We start from the raw sequence: 23202 nt of genomic DNA, 5'->3' as shown, positions 1-23202 counted from the left end.
CCTCCATGGCTTTCGAAGCAATGTTCCAGCCGATCCAGATCGGCAAACTGACCATCCGCAACCGCGTGCTCAGTACCGCGCACGCCGAGGTCTACGCGACCGACGGCGGCATGACCACCGACCGCTACGTCAAATACTACGAAGAGAAAGCCAAGGGCGGCATCGGCCTGGCGATTTGCGGCGGTTCTTCCAGTGTGGCCATCGACAGCCCGCAAGGCTGGTGGAAATCGGTGAACCTGGCGGATGACCGGATCATCCCGCACTTCCAGAATCTGGCCGACGCCATGCACAAGCATGGCGCCAAGATCATGATCCAGATTACTCACATGGGCCGTCGCTCGCGCTGGGACGGCGAGCACTGGCCGACTCTGCTGTCGCCGTCGGGCATCCGTGAACCGGTGCACCGCGCGACTTGCAAAACCATCGAGCCGGAAGAAATCTGGCGAGTGATCGGCAACTACGCCACCGCTGCGGCGCGGGCCAAGGCCGGTGGTCTCGACGGTGTTGAGCTGTCGGCCGTGCACCAGCACATGATCGACCAGTTCTGGAGCCCACGGGTCAACAAACGCACCGACGAATGGGGCGGCAGCTTCGAGAACCGCATGCGTTTCGGTCTGGAAGTGCTCAAGGCTGTGCGCAAGGAAGTCGGCGACGATTTCTGTGTCGGCATCCGTCTGTGCGGTGACGAGTTCCACCCGGACGGCTTGTCCCACGAGGACATGAAACAGATCGCCAAGTACTACGACGATACCGGCATGATCGACTTCATCGGCGTGGTCGGTTCGGGGTGCGACACCCACAACACCCTGGCCAACGTTATCCCCAACATGAGTTATCCACCGGAGCCGTTTCTGCATTTGGCTGCCGGTATCAAAGAGGTTGTGAAGGCCCCGGTTCTGCACGCGCAGAACATCAAGGACCCGAACCAGGCCACGCGCATCCTTGAAGGCGGTTACGTCGACATGGTCGGCATGACCCGCGCGCACATCGCTGACCCGCACCTGATCGCCAAGATCAAGATGGGCCAGGTCGACCAGATCAAACAGTGCGTCGGCGCCAACTACTGCATCGACCGTCAGTACCAAGGTCTGGACGTGCTGTGCATCCAGAACGCCGCGACCTCCCGTGAATACATGGGTGTGCCGCACATCATCGAGAAATCCACCGGGCCGAAACGTAAAGTGGTTGTGGTCGGTGCCGGCCCGGCCGGGATGGAAGCCGCGCGCGTGGCGGCCGAACGGGGCCACGACGTGACCTTGTTCGAAAAGAAAGAATTCATCGGCGGGCAGATCACTACCGCGTCGAAAGCACCGCAACGTGACCAGATCGCCGGTATCACTCGCTGGTTCCAGCTGGAGCTGGCGCGGCTGAAAGTCGACCTGCGCCTGGGCACGGCGGCAGATATCGCGACCATCATGGACTTGCGTCCAGACGTGGTGGTGCTGGCGGTGGGCGGTCATCCGTTCCTTGAGCAGAACGAACACTGGGGCGCCGCCGAAGGCCTGGTGGTCAGCAGTTGGGACGTGCTCGACGGCAAGGTTGCGCCGGGCAAGAACGTGCTGGTCTACGACACCATTTGTGAGTTCACCGGGATGTCGGTTGCCGACTTCCTCGCCGACAAGGGCAGCCAGGTCGAGATCGTCACCGACGACATCAAGCCGGGCGTGGCCATCGGTGGTACGTCGTTCCCGACCTACTACCGCAGCATGTACCCAAAAGAAGTGATCATGACCGGCGACATGATGCTGGAGAAGGTCTACCGCGAGGGCGACAAGTTGGTGGCGGTGCTGGAGAACGAATACACCGGCGCCAAAGAGGAGCGGGTGGTCGATCAAGTGGTGGTGGAGAACGGCGTGCGTCCGGACGAAGAGCTGTATTACGGGCTCAAGGACGGTTCGCGCAACAAGGGCCAGATCGACATTGACGCACTGTTCGCGATCAAGCCGCAGCCGTCGCTGAGCACCACGGGTGACGGTTACTTGCTGTTCCGCATCGGTGACTGTGTGGCGCAGCGTAATACCCACGCCGCGATTTATGACGCACTCAGACTGTGTAAAGACTTCTAAAGGCTTGCACATGACCCTGTGGGAGCGGGCTTGCCCGCGATAGCGGAGGGTCAGTCAATGCAACTGTGACTGACAGAATGCAATCGCGGGCAAGCCCGCTCCCACAGTGACCGAGTAAGGCAACTCGACCTGCAAGACCCTGCGGTCTTTGGGAGCTTCACCTATGTTGAACACCCTTCTTCCAATCCTGTTGTTCGCAGCCTTGGCCCTTGCGGTGCTGGGCGCGTTGCGGCGGGTAGCGATGTGGCGTCGGGGCCGGGCCTCGAAGGTCGACCTGATCGGCGGCCTGCTCGCCATGCCCAAGCGCTACATGGTCGATTTGCACCATGTGGTGGCGCGGGACAAATACATCGCCAATACCCACGTGGCCACGGCCGGCGGTGCTGTGGCATCGATTGTGCTGGCGATTCTGGTGCACGGTTTCGGCCTGCATAACCGCATCCTCGGTTACGCCTTGTTGCTGATGACGGCGGTGATGTTCGTCGGTGCAATCTTCGTTTATCTGCGTCGACGCAACCCGCCGGCACGGTTGTCGAAAGGCCCGTGGATGCGCCTGCCGAAAAGCCTGCTGGCGTTCTCTGCGTCGTTCTTTCTGGTGACCTTGCCGGTGGCCGGGATCCTCCCGGAGAACTTCGGCGGGTGGCTGCTGGCAGCGATTCTCGGGATTGGCGTGCTGTGGGGCGTGTCGGAACTGTTCTTCGGCATGACCTGGGGCGGGCCGATGAAGCACGCCTTCGCCGGGGCCCTGCACCTGGCCTGGCACCGTCGCGCCGAGCGTTTTGGTGGCGGTCGCTCCACCGGTTTGAAACCGCTGGATCTCAATGATCCAAGCGCGCCGCTGGGCGTGGAAAAACCCAAGGATTTCACCTGGAACCAACTGCTCGGTTTCGACGCCTGCGTGCAGTGCGGCAAGTGCGAAGCCGCGTGCCCGGCGTTCGCTGCCGGCCAGCCGCTGAACCCGAAAAAGCTGATTCAGGACATGGTCGTAGGTCTTGCTGGTGGGACTGACGCCAAGTTCGCTGGCAGCCCGTATCCCGGCAAGCCGATTGGCGAACACGCGGGCAACCCGCATCAACCGATCGTCAACGGTCTGGTCGATGCCGAAACCCTGTGGTCGTGCACCACTTGCCGCGCCTGCGTCGAGGAATGCCCGATGATGATCGAGCACGTCGACGCCATCGTCGACATGCGCCGCCACCTGACTCTGGAAAAAGGCGCGACCCCGAACAAGGGCGCCGAGGTTCTGGAAAACCTGATCGCCACCGACAACCCCGGCGGTTTCGCCCCGGGCGGGCGGATGAACTGGGCGGCGGACTTGAACCTCAATCTGCTCAGCGAGAAGAAGTCCACCGACGTGCTGTTCTGGGTCGGCGACGGCGCCTTCGACATGCGCAACCAGCGCACCTTGCGCGCCTTCGTCAAAGTGCTGAAGGCGGCGAAAATCGACTTTGCCGTACTCGGTCTCGAAGAGCGCGACAGCGGCGATGTCGCCCGTCGTTTGGGCGACGAAGCGACCTTCCAGTTGCTCGCCAAACGCAACATCCAGACCCTGGCCAAATACAGCTTCAACCGCATCGTCACCTGTGATCCGCACAGTTTCCATGTGCTGAAAAACGAGTACGGCGCCTTCGACGGCCACTACTTGGTGCAGCACCACAGCACCTACATGGCGGAAATCATTCAGGCCGGCGCGCTGAACCTCGGTCAGCACAAAGGCAACAGCGTGACTTATCACGATCCGTGTTACCTCGGCCGTTACAACGGCGAGTACGAGGCGCCGCGTGAAGTGCTGCGAGCCCTCGGCATCGAGGTCAAAGAGATGCAACGTTCCGGCTTCCGCTCGCGTTGCTGCGGTGGCGGTGGCGGGGCGCCGATCACCGACATTCCGGGTAAACAGCGGATTCCCGACATGCGCATGGAAGATATCCGCGAAACCGGTGCCGAACTGGTGGCCGTGGGTTGTCCACAGTGCACGGCGATGCTCGAAGGCGTGGTCGAACCGCGGCCGCTGATCAAGGACATCGCCGAACTGGTGGCTGACGCGCTGCTCGAAGACGCCGCGCCGAACAAGCCTGTTACTCCGGCGAAACGTGAACCTGCGGAGGCCCACTGATGAGCGACATTATCCGCCGCGACCCACGCGCCGAATGGATCGCCCGTAACCGCCTGCACCCGCTGCACGCGGCGATGCAACCGGCGCAACACAGCTGGATGGGCCCCAACGGCGTCATTCGCAAGAATCTGCATGGGATCGGCTTCATCGGCCCCAACGGCATCAAACGCATCGACCGTAGCGGCGCGCAGCAAGGCGGGGCGGTCAAACGCTCGGCCACGGTTGAAGTGCAATTGCCGCTGCATCACGTTCCGGCCCCGGCGTTCTACATCAGTGTGGTGCCGGACATGGTCGGTGGCCGCTTGAGCAGCCACGACCGCGACTTGCTTGGACTCGCCCATCAACTGGCCGGCAAGGACGGCGCGGTGCTCGCAGTCGTATTCGGCGAGCACAAGGAAAACGCCTTCGCCACGGCGGGCGTCGATCGCTTGCTGGTGCTTGAGGGCGATGAGTTCAGCGGTTATGCACCGGAACAACGGGTGCAAGGTCTGCGCGCTGTGGATAACCAATTCAACCCGCGCCATTGGTTGCTGCCGGACAGCCGCAGCGGTGGCGGTGAACTCGGCCGTCGCTTTGCTGCTGCATTGGGCGAACGCCCGGCGACCCGCGTCTGGCAGGTCAAGGATCAGGAATGCATCGGCCGCGCCGGTGCCGGGCTGCAGGACCTGGCGCGGCCGGTCGCACGGTTGATTCTGGCCTCGGCCGAGTGCGCCGAACCGGTCAGCGAAACCCGTCATGAAGTGCTGCCGGTGGAGTTATCCACAAGTGTCGTGCGCAGCCTGTCGCGGATCGAGGATCTCGGTGCGGTCGCAGTGGATCCGGCGGCAATTCCGATGGCCGAAGCCGAATTCATTTTCTCCGGCGGTAACGGCGTCAAGGATTGGCAGCTGTTCCACGAAACAGCGGCAGCACTCGGCGCTACCGAGGGGGCGTCGCGGGTAGCAGTGGACGATGGCTTCATGGCCCGTGATCGGCAGGTCGGCGCGTCCGGCACTTGGGTCACCGCACGGGTTTACGTGGCTGTGGGTATCTCCGGGGCGATCCAGCACCTGCAAGGCATCGGCGCCTGCGACAAGGTGGTGGCGATCAACCTCGATCCGGGGTGCGACATGATCAAGCGTGCGGACCTGTCGGTGATCGGCGAGAGCGCGGAGATACTTCAGGCCTTGATCGCGGCGGTAGCGGCTTACCGCAACGACGCCAAGCGCGATGCGGCTTAAGGGAAGGACACAGTTATGAACAGCAATGTCATCAGCCTGGTTTCCATCGGTGCCCACCCGACTTCGGGCCGGCCACGCCGCGCCGAACAGGATGCCCGCGCCGTGGAACTGGGCCTGCAACTGGCTGGGGATAACCTGCAAGTGCTGCATGCCGGGGATGTCGCGGAACCCGCGTTGCGCGCCTATCTGGGCATGGGTCTTGAGCAGATGCATGTGCTGGAGCAACCAGCTGGCGCCGATGCGCTGCCGGCGCTGACCGCGTATCTGCGCGATGCCGGGGCGCAGGTGGTGCTGACCGGTAGTCAGGCGGAAACCGGTGAAGGTTCGGGGATGCTGCCGTTTCTGCTGGCCGAAGGGTTGGGCTGGCCATTGGTGGTCGGGCTGGCGCAGGTCGAGTCGATCAACGACGGTTCGGCGTTGGTGCTGCAAGCATTGCCCCGGGGGCAGCGGCGGCGCTTGAAGGTGAAACTGCCGTTTCTGGCGACTGTGGATAACGCTGCGCCGAAGCCTCGGCAAAGCGCTTATGGCCCGGCGCGGCGGGGTGTCTTGCAGGCTGAAGATGTGGAAGTTGTGGATGATGAGCTGCTGTCGGTGGCTACTCTGCAACCGGCCAAGCCACGGCCGAAACGCTTGAAGGTGATCAAGGCCAAAAGCGGTGCCGACCGAATGAAAGCCGCGACGGCCAAGGCCAGTGGTGGCGGGGGGCAGGTGCTCAAGGGTGTTACCGCAGAGGCCGGAGCTGAAGCCATCCTCAAACTGCTGATCGAAGAAGGTGTCGTCCGCTGAAGAGCCCCTCACCCAGCCCTCTCCCGGAGGGAGAGGGGACCTACGGTGGCGCTTTCAAGCGTTACATCGACCTGAAAGATCAGCGCAAACTCAGGCTTGGCCAAGCTAAGGTCACCGTGGTGCTGCAGGTCGATCTATTTGGCCGATACAACTCTGTGGGCCCCCTCTCCCTCGGGGAAAGGGCTGGGCGGTCGGCGTTCCGATGAGGGCAGGCTGTTTACCCACAATCCCTGTTGGCGGATCTGTGGATAACGTGTTCGCCCATCACTGCACCCCACGTCAATCAAGCCTTTCAGCCATCCGATCAAAAAACAACCAGCCTAAGCTGCGGTTTTTTCTGGCTTTTTCCAATGGATAACTCGCCAAGTTGCCCCCAATCTCTGTTGGCGCTTCTGTGGATAAGATGTTCGCTATCCGCTGAGACCCATATAAACCGTGGCTTACGAGGAGTCGATCAAAAAACAATCAAATCGTCTGGTTTTACGCAAAACTCCCGCGTAAACCCCGATTTCACAAAGCCTTCGATGCTTTTCCACAGAAAAGCCGAAGTTACCCCCGATCTCTGTTGGCGCTTCTGTGGATAACGTGTTCGCCATCCGCTACAGACCATGTACAACGTGGCTTACACGCAAGTGATCAAAAAACATCCAATACCTCTCGCAAACCGTCCTTCTGGATAAGTCACGATTTTTCTTCACAGATCAGCCACTTATTTTCCGAGTCATCCACAGTTACCCCCATATGCTGTGGGTGGCTATGTGGATAACTTGTTCGTCAAACCGTGCAAGCCCCGCCCGCCATAGTCCAAACGGCACTTGATCACATTTCATACAGTTCTAAGGCGTTGCCTTGACTTCGAATCCTCTGCTGTCTTCACTGCAATGGCACAAGGACAGCCGTCACTTATCCACATCTGGTTCTGGGAGAACGCATGATGGATAGCCGCCCACATCGCCCAACCCCCTCGCCACGCAAGCGCACGTTACGTCGTGCGGCCAATCAACACGCGCGTCTATAGCGCGTAAGTCCTGCCCCAACCGCTGTGCTGTCGCCGGGTCCGTCCCGGAGGCCAGGTGCTCGTTCGCCCATTGATTGCAGGCAACCGCAGAGTTGCCCCATCAGCCTGAGAAAGGATCAGTCTCATGACACGCATTGCAACGCCCATCAGCGAGATCAAGGAACATTACGACGTCATCGTCATTGGCTCCGGTTATGGCGGCGGCATTGCTGCCTCGCGCCTGTCCCGGGCCGGCAAACGGGTGTGTTTGCTCGAGCGCGGCCGAGAGATTCAGCCCGGCGAATACCCCAACACCATGATTGCCGCCACCGAAGAATTGCAGGTGCACGATCCCGATGGCCATATCGGCTCGCGCACCGGGTTGTTCGACCTGCACGTCAACGCCCAGCAGAACGTCGTGGTCGGTTGCGGCCTCGGCGGTACGTCGCTGATCAACGCCAACGTTGCCCTCGAGCCGGAACCCGGTGTGTTCGACGACCCACGCTGGCCGCAAGCCGTGCGTGAGCATCGCGATACCTTGCTCAAGGACGGTTACGCCCGCGCCCGGGAGATGCTCAAACCCAATCCTTACCCGAGCACTGCACCGAACCTGCCCAAGCTCGACGCCAACAAGAAGTCGGCGGATTACCTCAAGCAGGGCGCGCACTTCTACAAGCCGCCGATCAACGTGACCTTCGACAAACTGCCGAACAACCTCAACCACGTCGGTGTTGAGCAACTGCCGTGCAACCAGTGCGGCGACTGCGTGTCGGGCTGTAACAACAAGGCCAAGAACACCACGCTGATGAACTATCTGCCGGACGCCTGGAACCATGGCGCGGAGATTTTCTGCCAGGCCGAAGTGCGGCATCTGGAGCGTGACGGTGACGGCTGGATCGTGCACTTCCAGTACCTGGACAGCGGTCGCGAGAAGTTTTCCGCGCCGACGCTGTTTGTGAAGGCCGACATCGTCGTGGTCTCCGCCGGAACGCTCGGCTCTACGGAAATTCTCCTGCGCTCGCGCGACAAAGGCCTGGTGATGTCCGGCCAGCTCGGCGAGAACATGAGCGGCAATGGCGACATCCTCGGCTTCGGCCACAACTGCGAGCAGACCATCAACGGCATCGGCTTCGGCGCGCACCCTGCCAAGGAACTGCACCCGGTCGGCCCGTGCATCACGTCGGTGATCGACATGCGTACCGAAGGTGACTGGCGCAGCCGCATGGTCATTGAAGAGGGATCGATCCCCGGCGCCCTGGGCCGGCCGATGGTGCCGAGCATGGCCGGATTCGCCGAGATGATCGGCGTCGCCACCGACGACAGTTTCAGCGGCAAGGTGAAGTACAAGGAACGCGAAGCAGAAAGTTTCCTGCGCGGTCCGTATTACGGCGCTCTGCACAACATGCAGACCTACCTGATCATGAGCCACGACAGCGGCCAGGGGCGCATGGTGCTGGATAACAAGGATCAGTTGCGTATCGATTGGCCCGGCGTTGGCGAGCAAGAGAACTTCAAACTCGGCAACGAGCGTCTGCAACAGAGCACCAAGGCGCTGGGCGGCGTCTGGGTGGAGAACCCGATCTGGACCAAATTGCTCAAGCACAGCATCGTCTCGGTGCACCCGCTGGGCGGTTGCGTGATGGGCGAAGATGCCGGGCAAGGCGTGGTCAATCACAAGGGCCAGGTGTTCAGCGGCGCGGCCGGCACCGATGTCTACGCCAATCTGTACGTGACCGACGGCGCGGTGATTCCGACTTCGCTGGCGGTCAATCCGCTGCTGACCATTTCCGCCGTGAGCGAGCGCAACATGGGCCTGCTCGCCGCCGACCGTGGCTGGCAGATCGACTACACGCTGCCATCGGCACCACGCAAACCGGTGGCGCCGCCAACCCTTGGCGTGCAGTTCACAGAAACCATGAAGGGCTATTTCTCCCGGGCTTTCACTTCTGCGCAAAGCACCGATCTGAAAGTCTATGAAGCCGCCGCCAAACGCGGCGAGACGGACAACTCGCCGATCGACTTCACCCTGACCATCACTGCCGCCGACATGAACCGGATGATCAAGGAGCCGGAGCACGCGGCAACCATCGTCGGCACCGTGATCGCCCCGGCGCTGTCGCCAGAACCGCTCACCGCCAGCAACGGTGTGTTCAACCTGTTCGAGCAATTCGAGCAGCAGGTCGATACGCGCCACATGAAATACGACATGAAGCTGACCGCCGAGGACGGCAACGATTACTTTTTCAGCGCCTTCAAAACCGTGCCGGAAGACAACGGCGTGCTGAATATCTGGCACGACACCAGCACGCTGTACGTGACGTTGTATCGCGGGCCGGACAAGAGCGGCGAGGTTATCGGCTCGGGGGTGATGCACATTCAACCGACCGATTTCGCCAAACAGATGACCACCATGAAAGTGCTCAACGCGCGCAACGAGCGGGAGCGCATCGAAGGGCTGGCGCGGTTCGGCAAGTTCTTCGCCGGGATTCTCTGGGAAAGTTACGGCGGGGTGTTTGCCGGCGATATCTACTTCAACCCCGACGCGCCGCCACGGCTGAAACGGCCACTGGATGCGCCAACCCCGGCGGTGCATTTTTTCCCCACCGAGGACGGTGTCGAACTGCGCCTGAGCCGTTATCAGGCCGGCAGCAAAGGCCCGGTGATGCTGGTGCATGGTTTGGGCGTCGGTTCGAATATCTTCTCCACCGACACCATCCAGACCAACCTGCTCGAATACCTGTGCAAGCACGATTACGACGTCTGGCTGCTGGATTTCCGCGTGAGCATTCTGTTGCCGGCGAGCAAGAAGGAATGGAACGGCGACCAGATTGCCCAGTACGACTTCAAGGCTGCCATCGCGCAGATTCAGCAGGAGACTCAGGCCAAAGACGTGCAATGCGTGGTGCATTGCTACGGTGCAACGACCTTCTTCATGTCGTTGCTGGCCGGGTTGCAGGGCGTGCGTTCGGTGGTCTGCTCGCAGATTGCCGCGGACACCGTGGTCGCCACCGCTACCGGATTAAAGGCTGGATTGCACCTGCCGGGAATGCTCGATGCGATCGGCATCAAGTCGATGACCGCTTACGCCGACAGCAAGGAAAACTGGTTCAACAAACTCTACGACAAGGCCCTCAACGGTTACGCGCGGATCGAAGCGCAGGGTTACTGCACCAACCCGGTGTGCCACCGCATCACCTTCATGTACGCCTCGTTGTATCGCCACGACACCCTCAACGAAACCCTGCACGACAACCTGCACGAGTTGTTCGGCGAGTCGAACATCGAGACCTTCGAGCACCTGGCGCTGATCGTGCGCAAAGGGCATCTGGTGGATTTCAAAGGCAACGATGTGTACATGCCGCACTTCGATCGGCTGACGATGCCGATCTGCTTTATCAGCGGTGCCGACAATCAGTGCTATCTGCCGGAAAGCACGCTGAAGACCTATCAGCGTTTGTGCGACATGCACGGGCCGGAGCGCTATAGCCGGCAGGTGGTGCCGGGCTACGGCCACATCGATTGCATGTTCGGCAAGAACGCGGTGGTGGATGTCTATCCGATCATCCTTGAACACCTGGAGAAAACGGCCTTGGGCTGACTTGAAACCAAGTCGACTGCATCGCTGGCAAGCCAGCTCCCACATTGGGTGGTGCCAGGCACAGATCCTGTGAACACCTCTAGACCCTGTGGGAGCTGGCTTGCCAGCGATAGCTGAAGGTCAGGCGCTACATCTCTCCGGTCTGCACAAGGAAATGGACGATATGGACAGCTACATCCGCTGGTTTCAACGCTTTATCTGGATAGGCATCGCGATGAACATGGTGTTCGCGATCCCCGCGCTATTCGCGCCGGGATTGCTGACATCGGTGGTCGGGTTGCCGCCGCAACTCTCCGACCCGTGGCTGGAAAACGCCGGGATGCTGCTGGTCGGCATCAGCGTGTTTTACATGCCGTCGGGCTTCAACGCGCCGCGCTATGTGGTGCATTCCTGGCTGTGCGTGCTGACGCGGTTGATCGCCGTGGTGTTCTGGATCTACCTGATCAACACCAGCATTCAAGGCTCGGTGTTCGTGCCGATGCTGATGGGCGATCTGAGCTTTTTCCTGATCCTCGGGATTCTCCTCTACCTCGGCACCACGCCTGAGAATCGGCCATGGGCGCTGCTCTGCGATGGCTGGCGCGAATGGCGCGCGGCGTGGCGGCGGCAATGGCAGAGTCACGCCTTCAAGGTCGGCACGCTGATCGTGGTCGCGGTGCTCGGTTTTATTGGTTATGAAACTTGGTATCAGATGCTCCGCGTCGTCCCTGAACAGGAATATGCCTCCGACGAAGATCACTATAAATACGCCGCCATTGGCCTCGGCATCGAAGCGCGCATCCCGTATTACCTGTTCGCCGTGCTGCCGCAAATGTGCCCGGAAAAGATGCCCAAGCCCGGCGGCTGGGAAGTCTTCGGCTTTCTCTTCGAGAACGGCAAGGACCTGCCAATCGGCATGGCCAAGCGGCAGATTGGCTACCCGACCGTCGAGCCGAACTGCGCGTTGTGCCACACCGGTTCCTACCGGGCGAATGCCAGCGACGTCGCCGTAAACGTGCCGAGTGCGCCGGCCAACACCCTGCAACTGCAAGCCTTCCAGTGGTTCGCCTACGATTGCGCCAGCGACCCGAAATTCACCACCGACGCGGTGATGGCGGCGATTAACGCCAAGTTCCAGTTGGGCTTTTTCGAAAAGCTCTACAACCGTTATCTGATCATGCCGATGGCGAAAAGCGCGCTGCTCAAGCAGAAACAGGCGTACGCCTGGCAGAAGCTGCGTCCGCAACAGGGCCCGGGCCGCACCGACACGTTCAACCCGACGAAAATGGTGGTGTTCGGCTTCCCGGATGACTCGACCATCGGCACCGTCGACCTGCCGCAAGTGTGGAACCAGAAACCACGCGAATCGATGTACCTGCACTGGGACGGCAATAACAACAAGATCCACGAACGCAACTACGCCGCCGCGATGGCCGTGGGTGCGACGCCGGAATCGGTACTGCCGCCGAGCTTCAACCGCGTGACCAACTGGCTGCTCGGGCACAAGGCGCCGGCGTGGCCGTGGGCGCTGGATCAGGCCAAGGTCGCCCAAGGCAAACCGATCTGGGACGCCAACTGCGCGGCTTGTCATGACTTCGGACGCGCCGATACCGGGCAGGTCACGACCAACATCGATCAGCTCGGCACTGATCCGCACCGGCTCGATTCGTTTACCACAGGCTTGGTGGCCGCATTCCACTCCTTCAAAAAACCGCCGTTCGACTTCGGCGCCTACCGCAAGACCCAGAGCTACAGCAACACGCCTACCGACGGCATCTGGCTGCGCGCGCCTTACCTGCATAACGGCTCGGTGCCGACCCTGTGGGACCTGCTGCAACCGCCGGAAAAACGCCCGCAGGTGTTCATCACCGGTTCCGACGTGTACGACCCGGTCAATGTCGGGTTCGTCACCAGCGGCGCGCAAGCCAAAGCCTCGGCCGACTTCAAGTACGACACGCGGCTGGAGGGCAACCACAACAGCGGTCACCTGTACGGCACGACGCTGTCGGACGCCGACAAGCGTGCGCTGATCGAATTCATGAAAACCCTGTGAACCCTTTTGGATAGAGGATTACGCCATGTCAGCGGTCGGTCATCTGAAACACGAATACGACAAGGTCAAAGTGCGCATTCACGGCTTGTTCACGCGCATGGAAATGGCCTGGATGAAGCTCATCAGCGAGCTGGAGCCGCAGGAGTTCCAGGCGATCATCAAATTGCTGCAGCGGGGGCACGATCAGGCGCAGTACGTGCTGAAAAACGGCGAGCTGCCGACGGATGAACCGACAGTGCCGTGGGAGTTGTCCCACGGCTTGTCGATCCTGCGCATTGGCAACGCCGCGCCCTTGCCGCAGTCGAGCGATCAACTGCAAACCCGGGTGCTGAAGGACGGCAGTCTGCTCGGTTGTCGCAAGTGGGAATTGCTCGATCTGCTGTGGAGCGAGGCGCTGCTCAAGTGGATCGAAAACCTGCGTCATCACGCGACCTTCGGCACTGATCCGGCGGTGGTGCAGATGGAGCGCGACGTGACCCTGGCGATTGCCGGCGACTGGGGCACCGGGCCGTTTGACAGCCATGCACCGGCGGTGTCGGTGGCCAATCAGATGCAACTGGCCCAGGCTGATTTCACCATCCATCTGGGCGACGTTTACTACGCCGGCAGCCATTCCCAAGAAGACGTCGACATGGCCGGCTGGCCGATGGGCAGCCACGGCTCGTTCACCCTCAACTCCAATCACGAGATGTACAGCGGCGCCCACGGTTATTTCAAGGAACTGGCCAAGCGTTTTCCGGGGCAGCAGGGCACCAGTTACTTCGCCTTGATCAACGATGACTGGCTGGTGGTCGGGCTGGACTCGGCGTACGCCTCGGACGCGATGAACCTGTACATGGATGGCACCTTGAATGAGCCGCAGATCGTGTGGATGAAGAATCTGCCGAAACGCAAAAAAATCATGGTGCTCAGCCATCACCAGGGCTTCGATATTTCCGGGCACAACAAGACTGCGCTGTATCAACCGGTGTGCGATGCGCTGGGGCGCGAGCCGGATTACTGGTATTGGGGGCATTTGCACAACGGCATCGTCTATGCGGCGCAGGGCGGTTTGCATGCGCGTTGCGCCGGGCACGGGGCGATTCCCTACGGCAATGCCAGCGAGCTGGACGGGCATTCGCGGGTGTTGTGGTCGGAGACGCAGGATGCCAACGACCCGGCGTATCCGCTGCGGGTGCTGAACGGGTACGCGAAAATCAGGTTGGTGGGGGAGGAGATTTTTGAGGAGTTTATTGGTGAGGATGGCAGTGTGAGGTGGTCGTCGAAGTGAGGCGGTGACTGTTGACTGATCGTTCCCACGCTCTGCGTGGGAACGCCTCAACGGACGCTCCGCGTTCGGCCTTTTGGGACGCAGAGCGTCCCGGGCTGCATTCCCACGCAGAGCGTGGGAACGATCAGGCAGGAGGGAATCAGCCCTGGACCGGGACACCTTTGAGGTACGGGGCAGGCTCGGCACCGAGGTTGTTCAACAGGCGCTCGCTGTACCAGTCGACAAAGTTGACCACACCAAACTCATAGGTCTTGGAGTACGGCCCAGGCTGGTAGGCCGTGGAGTTGATCCCGCGCTGGTTCTCTTCGGCCAGACGACGATCCTGGTCGTTGGTCGCGTCCCACACCTGGCGCATACGCTCGACGTCGTAATCGACGCCTTCAACCGCATCCTTGTGCACCAGCCATTTGGTGGTGACCATGGTTTCCTGCGCGCTGATCGGCCACACGGTGAAGACGATGATGTGGTCGCCCATGCAGTGGTTCCACGAATGCGGCAGGTGCAGGATGCGCATCGAACCGAGGTCCGGGTTCTTGATCCGGCCCATCAGTTTCGCGCAGCCTTGTTTGCCGTCGAGGGTCATCGACACGGTGCCCTTGAGCAGCGGCATGCGCACGATGCGGTTACGCAGGCCGAAGCTGGCGTGGGCGTAAGGAATCTTCTCGGCTTCCCAGGCGGCGGCGGACGCAGCAACGTGATCCTTGAACGCCTGATCGGCGCGCGGGTCGGTGACGTCGTCCCATTCCAGCAGGGTTTTCAGCAGTTCCGGGTGCGAGGCGTTGCAGTGGTAGCACTCGCGGTTGTTTTCCAGCACCAGTTTCCAGTTGGCCTTCTCCATCAAGGTGGTGGTGATCGCCACCTTGGTGTTCTCCATGTCGTACGGTTCCATGTAGTGGTTGAGCGTCGACAGGAAGTCATCAATGGCCGGCGGATTCTCGGCCAGGCTGATGAAGATGTAGCCGCCGGCCGTTTTCACGTTCACCGGTTTCAGGCCGTACTGCTTCATGTCGAAGTCGGCGCCCATTTCGGTGCCGGCGAACAGCAGACGACCGTCCAGCTCGTAGGTCCACTGGTGGTAATGGCAGACCAGTTTGGCGACTTTGCCTTTTTCACTGGTGCACAGACGCGAGCCACGGTGGCGGCAGACGTTGTGGAACGCATGCACCACGCCTTCGGCGCCACGGATGACGATGATCGGGTTCTTGCCGATCTGCAGGGTCAGGTAGTTGCCCTTGGCCGGGATTTCGCAGGTCATGCCGGCGATCAACCATTCCTTCTGGAAGATCTCCTGCATGTCGATATCGAACAGCCGCTCGTCGCTGTAAAACGGTTGTGGCAGCGAAAAGGTGCGCTCGCGTTCCTGGAGCATTTGTGCGGTGGCCTTGCGTGCGGGTTCCAGCGGATCGCCCAGGCTGATTTTTGCGGTGACGTCCATCGATGTGATCCTCATGGCCATCTGCGTGGCCGGCGAAAGTGGCTAATCAGGTGTGCTGTAAACAGTTGCTACGCAAGGTGTAAAGAATCTGTTTGGGTGTTGAGGCGAGTGTGGGGCCGGCGCTGGGCGGAACCTTATCCATGGGCGACATGGTGCAATCTGTTCCCGACGCGCAACCCCCGGTGGTTGGGGGCTGGTCGCGATAAGTATGTCAATGTCGCGGATAGGTAAACGGGCGGTTCGCGCTATACGCAGAATCGCCGACATGAGGCCGACAGTCGGCCGTGGAGAACAGCATGTCCAACAGCTTCCTGAATCCGGTCACCACCCAGACTTGGGCCAATGGCCGACACATCGTCCGTTGCGTCAAAGTCATCCAGGAAACCTGGGACGTGCGCACCTTCTGCTTTATGGCTGACCAGCCGATCCTGTTCTTCTTCAAGCCGGGGCAGTTCGTCACCCTGGAGCTGGAAATCGAAGGCCAGCCGATCATGCGCTCGTACACCATTTCCAGTTCGCCGTCGGTGCCTTACAGCTTTTCGGTGACGATCAAGCGTGTGCCGGGCGGTAAGGTTTCCAACTGGTTGCACGACACGTTGCATGAAGGGCAGGAGCTGGCGGTGCACGGGCCGGTCGGGCTGTTCAATGCCATCGACTTCCCGAGCCCGAAAGTCCTCTACCTCAGCGGCGGCGTGGGAATCACCCCGTGCATGTCGATGGCGCGGTGGTTCTACGACACCAACGCCAACGTCGACATGACCTTTATCCACAGCGCGCGCTCGCCAAAGGACATCATTTACCACCGCGAGCTGGAACACATGGCGTCGCGGATCGATAACTTCAGCCTGCATTTGATCTGTGAAAAGCACGGTCTGGGCGAGCCGTGGGCCGGGTACCGCGGCTATCTGAATCACAAGATGCTCGAACTGATGGTTCCCGATTTCCTTGAGCGCGAAGTGTTCTGCTGCGGCCCGACGCCGTATATGACGGCGGTGAAGCGTTTGCTGGAAAACGCCGGTTACGACATGGCGCGTTATCACGAGGAGTCCTTCGGCGCGACGCCGCCCGAGGCGCGTGCCGATGCGGTGGAGCAAGCCGAACAGGCCGCCGATGCGCCGGAAATCGATGCGGCGGATCTGCATCAGGTGGAATTCACCGCGTCCGGCAAGAGTATTCGTGTGGCGCCGGGTGAAACGGTGCATGCGGCGGCGGCCAAGCTTGGGCTGATGATTCCGAAGGCTTGCGGCATGGGGATTTGCGGGACGTGCAAGGTGCTCAAGCTGGGGGGCGAGGTGGAGATGGAGCACAACGGCGGGATTACCGAGGACGACGAGGCGGAAGGATTTATCTTGTCGTGCTGCAGTGTGCCTAAAGGCGACGTGCGCATCGAATTCTGACGGGCGCTGAAGATCCCTGTAGGAGTGAGCCTGCTCGCGATAGCTTTAGGTCAGTCAACTCTTCGTTGAATGTTCCGGCCCCATCGCGAGCAGGCTCACTCCTACAGGGAGATGGTATTTAATCCACGAACAGGTCGGGCATCAGGGTTGCAGTGCTGTCCGGATCAAATCGGTAATGCTCAAACTCGCTAACGCCGCTCTCCCGCAAAATCTCCTCATCAATCAACAACCGCCCGCTGATCTGCCGCCCGCGACTACTCAAAATCACATGCGCCGCATCAGCCATGATTGCTGGCGTACGCGCGTGCTTGAACGATTCCCGATTGCCCAGCTGAAATTCGATCGCTGCCGTCGCAATCATGGTCTGCGGCCATAGCGAATTGACGCTGATCCCGTAGCCGGAAAATTCCTCGCTCATCCCCAGCGTCAGCATGCTCATGCCGTATTTGGTCACCGTGTAAGGGCTGAACTGGGCGAACCATTTACTCGCCAGATTCAACGGCGGCGACAAGTTGAGAATGTGCCCGGCGGATTTCTTCAGATAGGGCAGGGCAGCCTGGCTGCACAACAGCACCGCGCGGGTGTTGATCTGGTGCATCAGGTCGAAACGCTTGAGTTCGATGTGTTGCACGCCAGTCAACTTGATCGCCCCGGCATTGTTCACCAGCGCATCGATCGCGCCGAAATGCTCGTTGGCCTGGGCCAGTGCCTGTCGCACGGCGTCTTCATCACGCACATCCACCTGCAACGCGAGGGCCTTGCCGCCCGCAGCTTCGACTTCCGCCGCGACGCTGTGAATGGTGCCGGGCAGTTTGGCGTGGGGTTCGGCGCTCTTCGCCGCAATGACGATATTGGCCCCGTCCTTTGCGGCCCGCAGCGCAATCTCACGGCCAATGCCACGGCTGGCGCCGGTGATGAACAGGGTTTTGCCTTGTAACGACATGCCGATGCTCCTGCTTATTGTTATGTGAGCGGAGGGCTCGACAAACAATGTAGACCAAGGAGCTGACGCGACTGAAATAGGTGCCCTGATCGTTCCCACGCTCCGCGTGGGAATGCAGCCTTTGACGCTCCGCGTCATGACTGTGCTCGGCGTCGCATCAGTGGTGGGGCTGGAACGCGGAGCGTCCCGGGAGGCATTACCACGCGGAGCGTGGGAACGATCCGAAAGGGGATGGCCAGCTGCTTTAGTACCAGCGTTGAATCTCGATCAATCCCTCTAGTCCTGCATAATTTCGGGCGCTCGAATACCGCCAGTGCTCCGGCAACTCTACATAACCACGCTTTACCGGGTTGTTATGGATGTAATCGAGTTTCTGGCGCATGACTTCTTCGCTGTAGACCATTTCTGCATGAGAGCCTTCCTGCCACATTTGATACACCCGATCTTGCTTGTGTGCCCGCTTGTTGAAACGAAGGCGCTTCAGTGCTCTTTCGGCGCCCTTGCTTTGAAGGTCATCAATAATCTGTCGCGCGGTGAATGATTTGAACTGGCTGAGGCATTTGCTCAGGTCGGGTGCTTGGGCGACAAAGTGAAGATGGTTTTCCAGAATCACGAAGCCGTACAGCCTCAAGTCATGATGAGTCTGTTGATAACGCCAGCAGTTGAGCAGGTGGTCGACGATGTAAGGGCGGATGAACAGGGGTAACCATTCCATGACCGTGCAGGTCAGAAAATGGGGTTTGTCAGTTTCGGTAATGGTGTAGCGGCTGCGGCCCATGGGATTCTTCCTTGAATCTTGCGGTGCATTGGAGATGGAACGCGGAGCGTCCCGGGATGCATTACCACGCGGAGCGTGGCAACGATCAGGGTGGGACGGACAGGGTATTCGCGATAGAGGGGAAGTCTGGTATTGCGGTGGGAAAAGTCATTCCCGAGCCAAGATCGTTCCCACGCTCCGCGTGGGAATGCAGCCATTGACGCTCCGCGTCATCACGATGCCAAGGTGTAACGCTGGCGGGGGAAATGGAACGCGGAGCGTCCCGAGAGGCATTCCCACGCAGAGCGTGGGAACGATCAGTGAGGTGGAGTGAGATCAGGCAGACATGACTTCGCGGATGTCGCGCGCCAGTTCGCGCACGCGCTCTTCTTCGGTGTCCCACGAGCACATGAAGCGCGCGCCGCCCTTGCCGATGAAGGTGTAGAAGCGCCAGTCCTTCGCGGTCAGCGCGGCAATCGCCGGTTCCGACAGTTGCAGAAACACGCCGTTGGCCTGCACCGGGAACATCAGTTCGACGCCCGGAATGTCGCTGACCAGCTCGGCCAGCAATTGCGCGCAGTGGTTGGCGTGGCGGGCGTATTTCAGCCAGGCGTCGTTTTCCAGGATGCCGACCCATGGCGCCGAGAGGAAGCGCATTTTCGACGCCAGTTGCCCGGCCTGTTTGCAGCGGTAGTCGAAGTCTTCGGCCAGTTTGTGGTTGAAGAACAGGATCGCCTCACCCACCGCCATACCGTTCTTGGTGCCGCCGAAGCACAACACATCGACGCCGGCCTTCCAAGTCAGGTCGGCCGGCGAGCAGCCAAGGAAGGCGCAGGCATTGGAGAACCGCGCGCCGTCCATGTGCAGGTGCAGGCCCAGTTCCTTGCAGGTGGCGCTGATGGCGCGGACTTCTTCCGGGGTGTAGACACTGCCGACCTCGGTGGCTTGGGTCAGGGTCACCACGCGTGGTTTCGGGTAGTGAATGTCCTGGCGCTTGAGGGCGACTTCGCGGATCGACTGCGGGGTGATCTTGCCGTTTTCAGTGCCGGCGATCAGCAGTTTCGAACCGTTGGAGAAGAATTCCGGGGCGCCGCATTCATCGGTTTCGACGTGGGCGGTTTCCGAGCAGATCACGCTGTGGTAACTCTGGCACAGCGACGACAGCGCCAGCGAGTTGGCGGCGGTGCCGTTGAAGGCGAAGAACACTTCGCAGTCGGTTTCGAACAGTTGGCGGAAATGATCGGACGCGCGTGCGGTCCATTCATCATCGCCATAAGCGCGTTGGTGGCCGTGGTTGGCCTGTTCCATGGCAGCCCAGGCTTCAGGGCAGATACCGGAATAGTTGTCGCTGGCGAATTGTTGGCTCTTGTCGGTCATGGCCGGCTTCCGTGATCGAGGTGCTTGTGGCGCCTCGTTGGTCAATGATGGTGCGCACTTTACCGAAGATCTTCCGGGGAGCACACGGGATGTCGCTGGCAGAACATTACATGGACGCTTGCCGATTATGCACCTGAGAAAACGTGACGGCGCCCTGGATCTGCTCAAGTGGCTGGCACTGCTGAGCATGTTGCTCGATCACCTGCGATATGTCGGGATCAGCGCCGATTGGCTCTACGTGCCGGGGCGGTTGGCGTTTCCGTGGTTCTGTCTGGCGATGGCGGCGAATCTGGCCCGGGCCGGAGCGCGGAAAACCGAATGGCGTTATCTGGGCTGGCTGTTGCTGTTCAGCGCGGTGAGTGAAATTCCTTACCGTTTGTACATTCCCGATCCGGATACGTTGAACGTCATGCCGACATTAGCGTTGGGCTTGTTGGTGGCGCGCGGCTGGCAGGATCCATCGATCATGTCGCGGTTGCTGGGTGTCGCTGCGTTGGTGCTGGCCGCTGTGTTTTCTGAGCGACTGATGTTCGGCTTCTTCGGCGTTCTGCTACCGCTGGCGATGCTGTGGGTGTTTCGTCGTCCGTGGTACTTCAGCTTGCTGTCGGGATTGATATGTCTGGCCGCCAATCAGTGGCAGGTGCTGTACGATTCGGCGAGGTTCGGTAATAGCGTTGCCATTTTTGGCATTGCCACCTGTCTGTTTGCGCCACTGCTCGGAATGTTCCTGTTGCGACATGTGCGACATCTCCAGCCACCCCCAAAGCGCCGGTGGGCGTATGCCCTCTATCCCGCGCATTTCCTCCTGCTACTCGCGGTTCGCACGGCACACACCTGACCCCTGTGGGAGCGAGCCTGCTCGCGAAGAGGCCGGCATATCCAACATAGAAGTTGGCTGACCGACCGCTTTCGCGAGCAGGCTCGCTCCCACAGGGGATCTCCACGGATTCGAGAGATACGTTCGACCAGCCATTCCCCGCCATGTCGTAAACGCACCTTTGCGTGGCGCGCGCAGGCATTTGAGCTGTCTGCGCCGGTCATACCATCGGCATCAAAGGGCACTGCCTTGATTGCCGGTGCCTTACCGAGACGAATGGCGCACAGATGCCGCTGGGAGAGACGCGATGTTCAGCAAGCAAGACCAGATCCAGGGTTACGACGATGCACTGCTGGCGGCGATGAATGCCGAGGAGCAACGTCAGGAAGATCACATCGAGCTGATCGCGTCGGAAAACTACACCAGCAAACGCGTGATGGAAGCGCAAGGCAGCGGCCTGACCAACAAATACGCCGAAGGTTATCCGGGCAAGCGCTACTACGGTGGCTGCGAGCATGTGGATAAAGTCGAAGCGCTGGCCATCGAACGTGCCAAGCAACTGTTCGGCGCCGATTATGCCAACGTTCAGCCGCACTCCGGTTCCTCGGCCAACAGCGCCGTATACCTGGCGCTGATCCAGCCGGGCGACACCATCCTCGGTATGAGCCTGGCCCACGGTGGTCACCTGACCCACGGCGCCAAAGTGTCGTCCTCGGGCAAGCTGTACAACGCGGTGCAGTACGGCATCAACACCGACACCGGGCTGATCGATTACGACGAAGTCGAGCGTCTCGCCGTCGAATCCAAACCGAAAATGATCGTCGCCGGTTTCTCCGCTTACTCCAAGACCCTGGACTTCCCGCGTTTCCGTCAGATCGCTGACAAGGTCGGTGCGCTGCTGTTCGTCGACATGGCCCACGTCGCCGGTCTGGTTGCCGCTGGCCTTTACCCGAATCCGCTGCCGTACGCCGACGTGGTCACCACCACCACGCACAAGACCCTGCGCGGTCCTCGTGGCGGCTTGATCCTGGCCAAGTCCAACGAAGAGATCGAAAAGAAGCTCAACGCTGCCGTGTTCCCCGGCGCCCAAGGTGGCCCGCTGATGCACGTCATCGCCGGTAAAGCCGTGTGCTTCAAGGAAGCGGCGGAGCCGAGCTTCAAGGCCTATCAGCAACAAGTGATCGACAACGCTCAGGCCATGGCCGGCGTGTTTATCAAACGTGGCTACGATGTAGTGTCCGGCGGCACCGACAACCACCTGTTCCTGGTCAGCCTGATCCGTCAGGGCCTGACCGGCAAAGATGCCGACGCCGCCCTCGGCCGTGCGCACATCACCGTCAACAAGAACGCCGTGCCGAACGACCCGCAGTCGCCATTCGTGACGTCCGGCCTGCGCATCGGCACCCCGGCGGTGACCACTCGCGGCTTCAAAGTGACCCAGTGCGAGACGCTGGCTGGCTGGATCTGCGACATCCTCGACAACCTCGGCGATGCCGATGTCGAGGCCAATGTTGCCCAGCAGGTTTCGGCCCTGTGCGCAGACTTCCCGGTTTATCGCTGAGCGGTTTTGGAGTAACGACTATGCAACGCTATTCGGGCTTCGGCCTCTTCAAACACTCGCTCAGCCACCACGAAAACTGGCAGCGCATGTGGCGCACGCCAACCCCGAAAAAGGTCTACGACGTGGTCATCGTCGGCGGCGGCGGGCACGGTCTGGCGACGGCTTATTACCTGGCGAAAGAGCACGGCATCACCAACGTCGCCGTGGTCGAGAAAGGCTGGCTGGGCGGCGGTAACACCGCGCGCAACACCACCATCGTGCGCTCCAACTACCTGTGGGACGAGTCGGCGCACCTCTACGAACATGCGATGAAATTGTGGGAAGGTCTGTCCCAGGACCTCAACTACAACGTGATGTTCTCCCAGCGTGGCGTCTACAACCTGTGCCACACCCTGCAGGACATCCGCGATTCCGAGCGTCGGGTCAGTGCCAACCGCCTCAACGGCGTCGATGGTGAGTTGCTCAACGCCAAGCAAGTCGCTGACGAAATCCCATACCTCGACTGCTCGAAAAACACCCGCTACCCGGTGATGGGCGCAACCGTTCAGCGTCGCGGCGGCGTCGCCCGTCACGATGCCGTGGCCTGGGGCTTTGCCCGTGCCGCCGACGCCCTCGGCGTGGACTTGATCCAGCAGACCGAAGTGATCGGCTTCCGCAAGGAAAACGGCGTGTGCATCGGCGTTGAAACCAACAAGGGCTTCATCGGCGCCAAGCGCGTCGGCGTGGTGACGGCCGGTAACTCCGGGCACATGGCCAAACTCGCCGGTTTCCGTCTGCCGATCGAATCCCACCCGCTGCAAGCGATGGTGTCCGAGCCGATCAAGCCGATTATC

General features: G+C 60.7%; 15 protein-coding genes. 11 read left to right on the top strand and 4 right to left on the bottom strand.

Going from position 1 to position 23202, the window contains the following annotated elements:
* Positions 1 to 5 precede the first annotated feature (5 nt).
* From dgcA to ACIONG_RS23310, 7 genes are all read left to right on the top strand, one after another.
* On the top strand, positions 6 to 2066 hold the full coding sequence (gene dgcA, locus ACIONG_RS23340; RefSeq protein WP_315446164.1) for a dimethylglycine demethylation protein DgcA: 2061 nt from the start codon (positions 6 to 8) through the stop codon (positions 2064 to 2066).
* A 163-nt stretch (positions 2067 to 2229) separates the two neighbouring features.
* A complete protein-coding gene (gene dgcB / locus ACIONG_RS23335; protein WP_401302973.1) occupies positions 2230 to 4179 on the top strand; it encodes a dimethylglycine demethylation protein DgcB in 1950 nt (649 codons plus the stop codon).
* The gene (locus ACIONG_RS23330; RefSeq protein WP_401302971.1) at positions 4179 to 5399 is read left to right on the top strand and encodes an electron transfer flavoprotein subunit alpha/FixB family protein; all 1221 of its coding nucleotides are present in this window, start codon (positions 4179 to 4181) and stop codon (positions 5397 to 5399) included. The genes dgcB and ACIONG_RS23330 overlap by 1 nt, the downstream gene beginning before the upstream one ends.
* Positions 5400 to 5414: 15 nt before the next feature.
* Positions 5415 to 6185, top strand: a complete 771-nt coding sequence (locus ACIONG_RS23325; protein ID WP_401302969.1) for an electron transfer flavoprotein subunit beta — start codon at positions 5415 to 5417, stop codon at positions 6183 to 6185.
* A gap of 1142 nt (positions 6186 to 7327) precedes the next feature.
* Positions 7328 to 10780 carry a GMC oxidoreductase gene (locus ACIONG_RS23320; protein WP_401302967.1) on the top strand — a complete coding sequence of 1151 codons (3453 nt, stop codon included), beginning with the start codon at positions 7328 to 7330 and terminating at the stop codon, positions 10778 to 10780.
* Between the two features lie 163 nt (positions 10781 to 10943).
* Positions 10944 to 12812, top strand: a complete 1869-nt coding sequence (locus ACIONG_RS23315) for a hypothetical protein (RefSeq protein WP_401302992.1) — start codon at positions 10944 to 10946, stop codon at positions 12810 to 12812.
* Positions 12813 to 12837: 25 nt separating this feature from the next.
* Positions 12838 to 14082 (top strand): metallophosphoesterase family protein, encoded by a 1245-nt coding sequence (locus tag ACIONG_RS23310; RefSeq protein WP_401302965.1) that lies wholly within the window; start codon positions 12838 to 12840, stop codon positions 14080 to 14082.
* Positions 14083 to 14221: 139 nt separating this feature from the next.
* Here the strand turns inward: ACIONG_RS23310 and gbcA are convergent, their stop codons facing one another.
* A complete protein-coding gene (gbcA, locus tag ACIONG_RS23305) occupies positions 14222 to 15517 on the bottom strand; it encodes a glycine-betaine demethylase subunit GbcA (protein ID WP_103304476.1) in 1296 nt (431 codons plus the stop codon).
* Between the two features lie 296 nt (positions 15518 to 15813).
* Here gbcA and gbcB point away from each other — a divergent pair, with 296 nt between their 5' ends.
* Positions 15814 to 16914 (top strand): glycine-betaine demethylase subunit GbcB, encoded by a 1101-nt coding sequence (gene gbcB, locus ACIONG_RS23300; protein WP_103304474.1) that lies wholly within the window; start codon positions 15814 to 15816, stop codon positions 16912 to 16914.
* Positions 16915 to 17032: 118 nt separating this feature from the next.
* Here the strand turns inward: gbcB and ACIONG_RS23295 are convergent, their stop codons facing one another.
* The 3 genes from ACIONG_RS23295 to ACIONG_RS23285 form a co-directional block, all read right to left on the bottom strand.
* Positions 17033 to 17857, bottom strand: a complete 825-nt coding sequence (locus tag ACIONG_RS23295) for an SDR family oxidoreductase (RefSeq protein WP_401302962.1) — start codon at positions 17855 to 17857, stop codon at positions 17033 to 17035.
* 244 nt (positions 17858 to 18101) lie between these two features.
* Positions 18102 to 18635 (bottom strand): REP-associated tyrosine transposase, encoded by a 534-nt coding sequence (locus ACIONG_RS23290; protein WP_103304472.1) that lies wholly within the window; start codon positions 18633 to 18635, stop codon positions 18102 to 18104.
* Between the two features lie 315 nt (positions 18636 to 18950).
* Entirely contained in the window at positions 18951 to 19991 is a 1041-nt protein-coding gene (locus ACIONG_RS23285; protein ID WP_103304471.1) for a low specificity L-threonine aldolase, read from the bottom strand.
* A 127-nt stretch (positions 19992 to 20118) separates the two neighbouring features.
* Here ACIONG_RS23285 and ACIONG_RS23280 point away from each other — a divergent pair, with 127 nt between their 5' ends.
* The 3 genes from ACIONG_RS23280 to ACIONG_RS23270 form a co-directional block, all read left to right on the top strand.
* Positions 20119 to 20829, top strand: coding sequence for a TraX family protein (locus ACIONG_RS23280; RefSeq protein WP_401302959.1), 711 nt, complete (start codon positions 20119 to 20121; stop codon positions 20827 to 20829).
* A gap of 286 nt (positions 20830 to 21115) precedes the next feature.
* A complete protein-coding gene (glyA, locus tag ACIONG_RS23275) occupies positions 21116 to 22369 on the top strand; it encodes a serine hydroxymethyltransferase (protein ID WP_103304469.1) in 1254 nt (417 codons plus the stop codon).
* Positions 22370 to 22389: 20 nt separating this feature from the next.
* Positions 22390 to 23202: FAD-dependent oxidoreductase (locus tag ACIONG_RS23270; protein WP_401302957.1), on the top strand; the 813-nt coding region annotated here is incomplete at its 3' end.

Source organism: Pseudomonas sp. NPDC087817, assembly GCF_044742875.1.
Lineage (GTDB): Bacteria > Pseudomonadota > Gammaproteobacteria > Pseudomonadales > Pseudomonadaceae > Aquipseudomonas.
The sequence above is the reverse complement of the archived record's forward strand: the minus strand, read 5'-3'. Positions and strand labels throughout refer to the sequence as shown.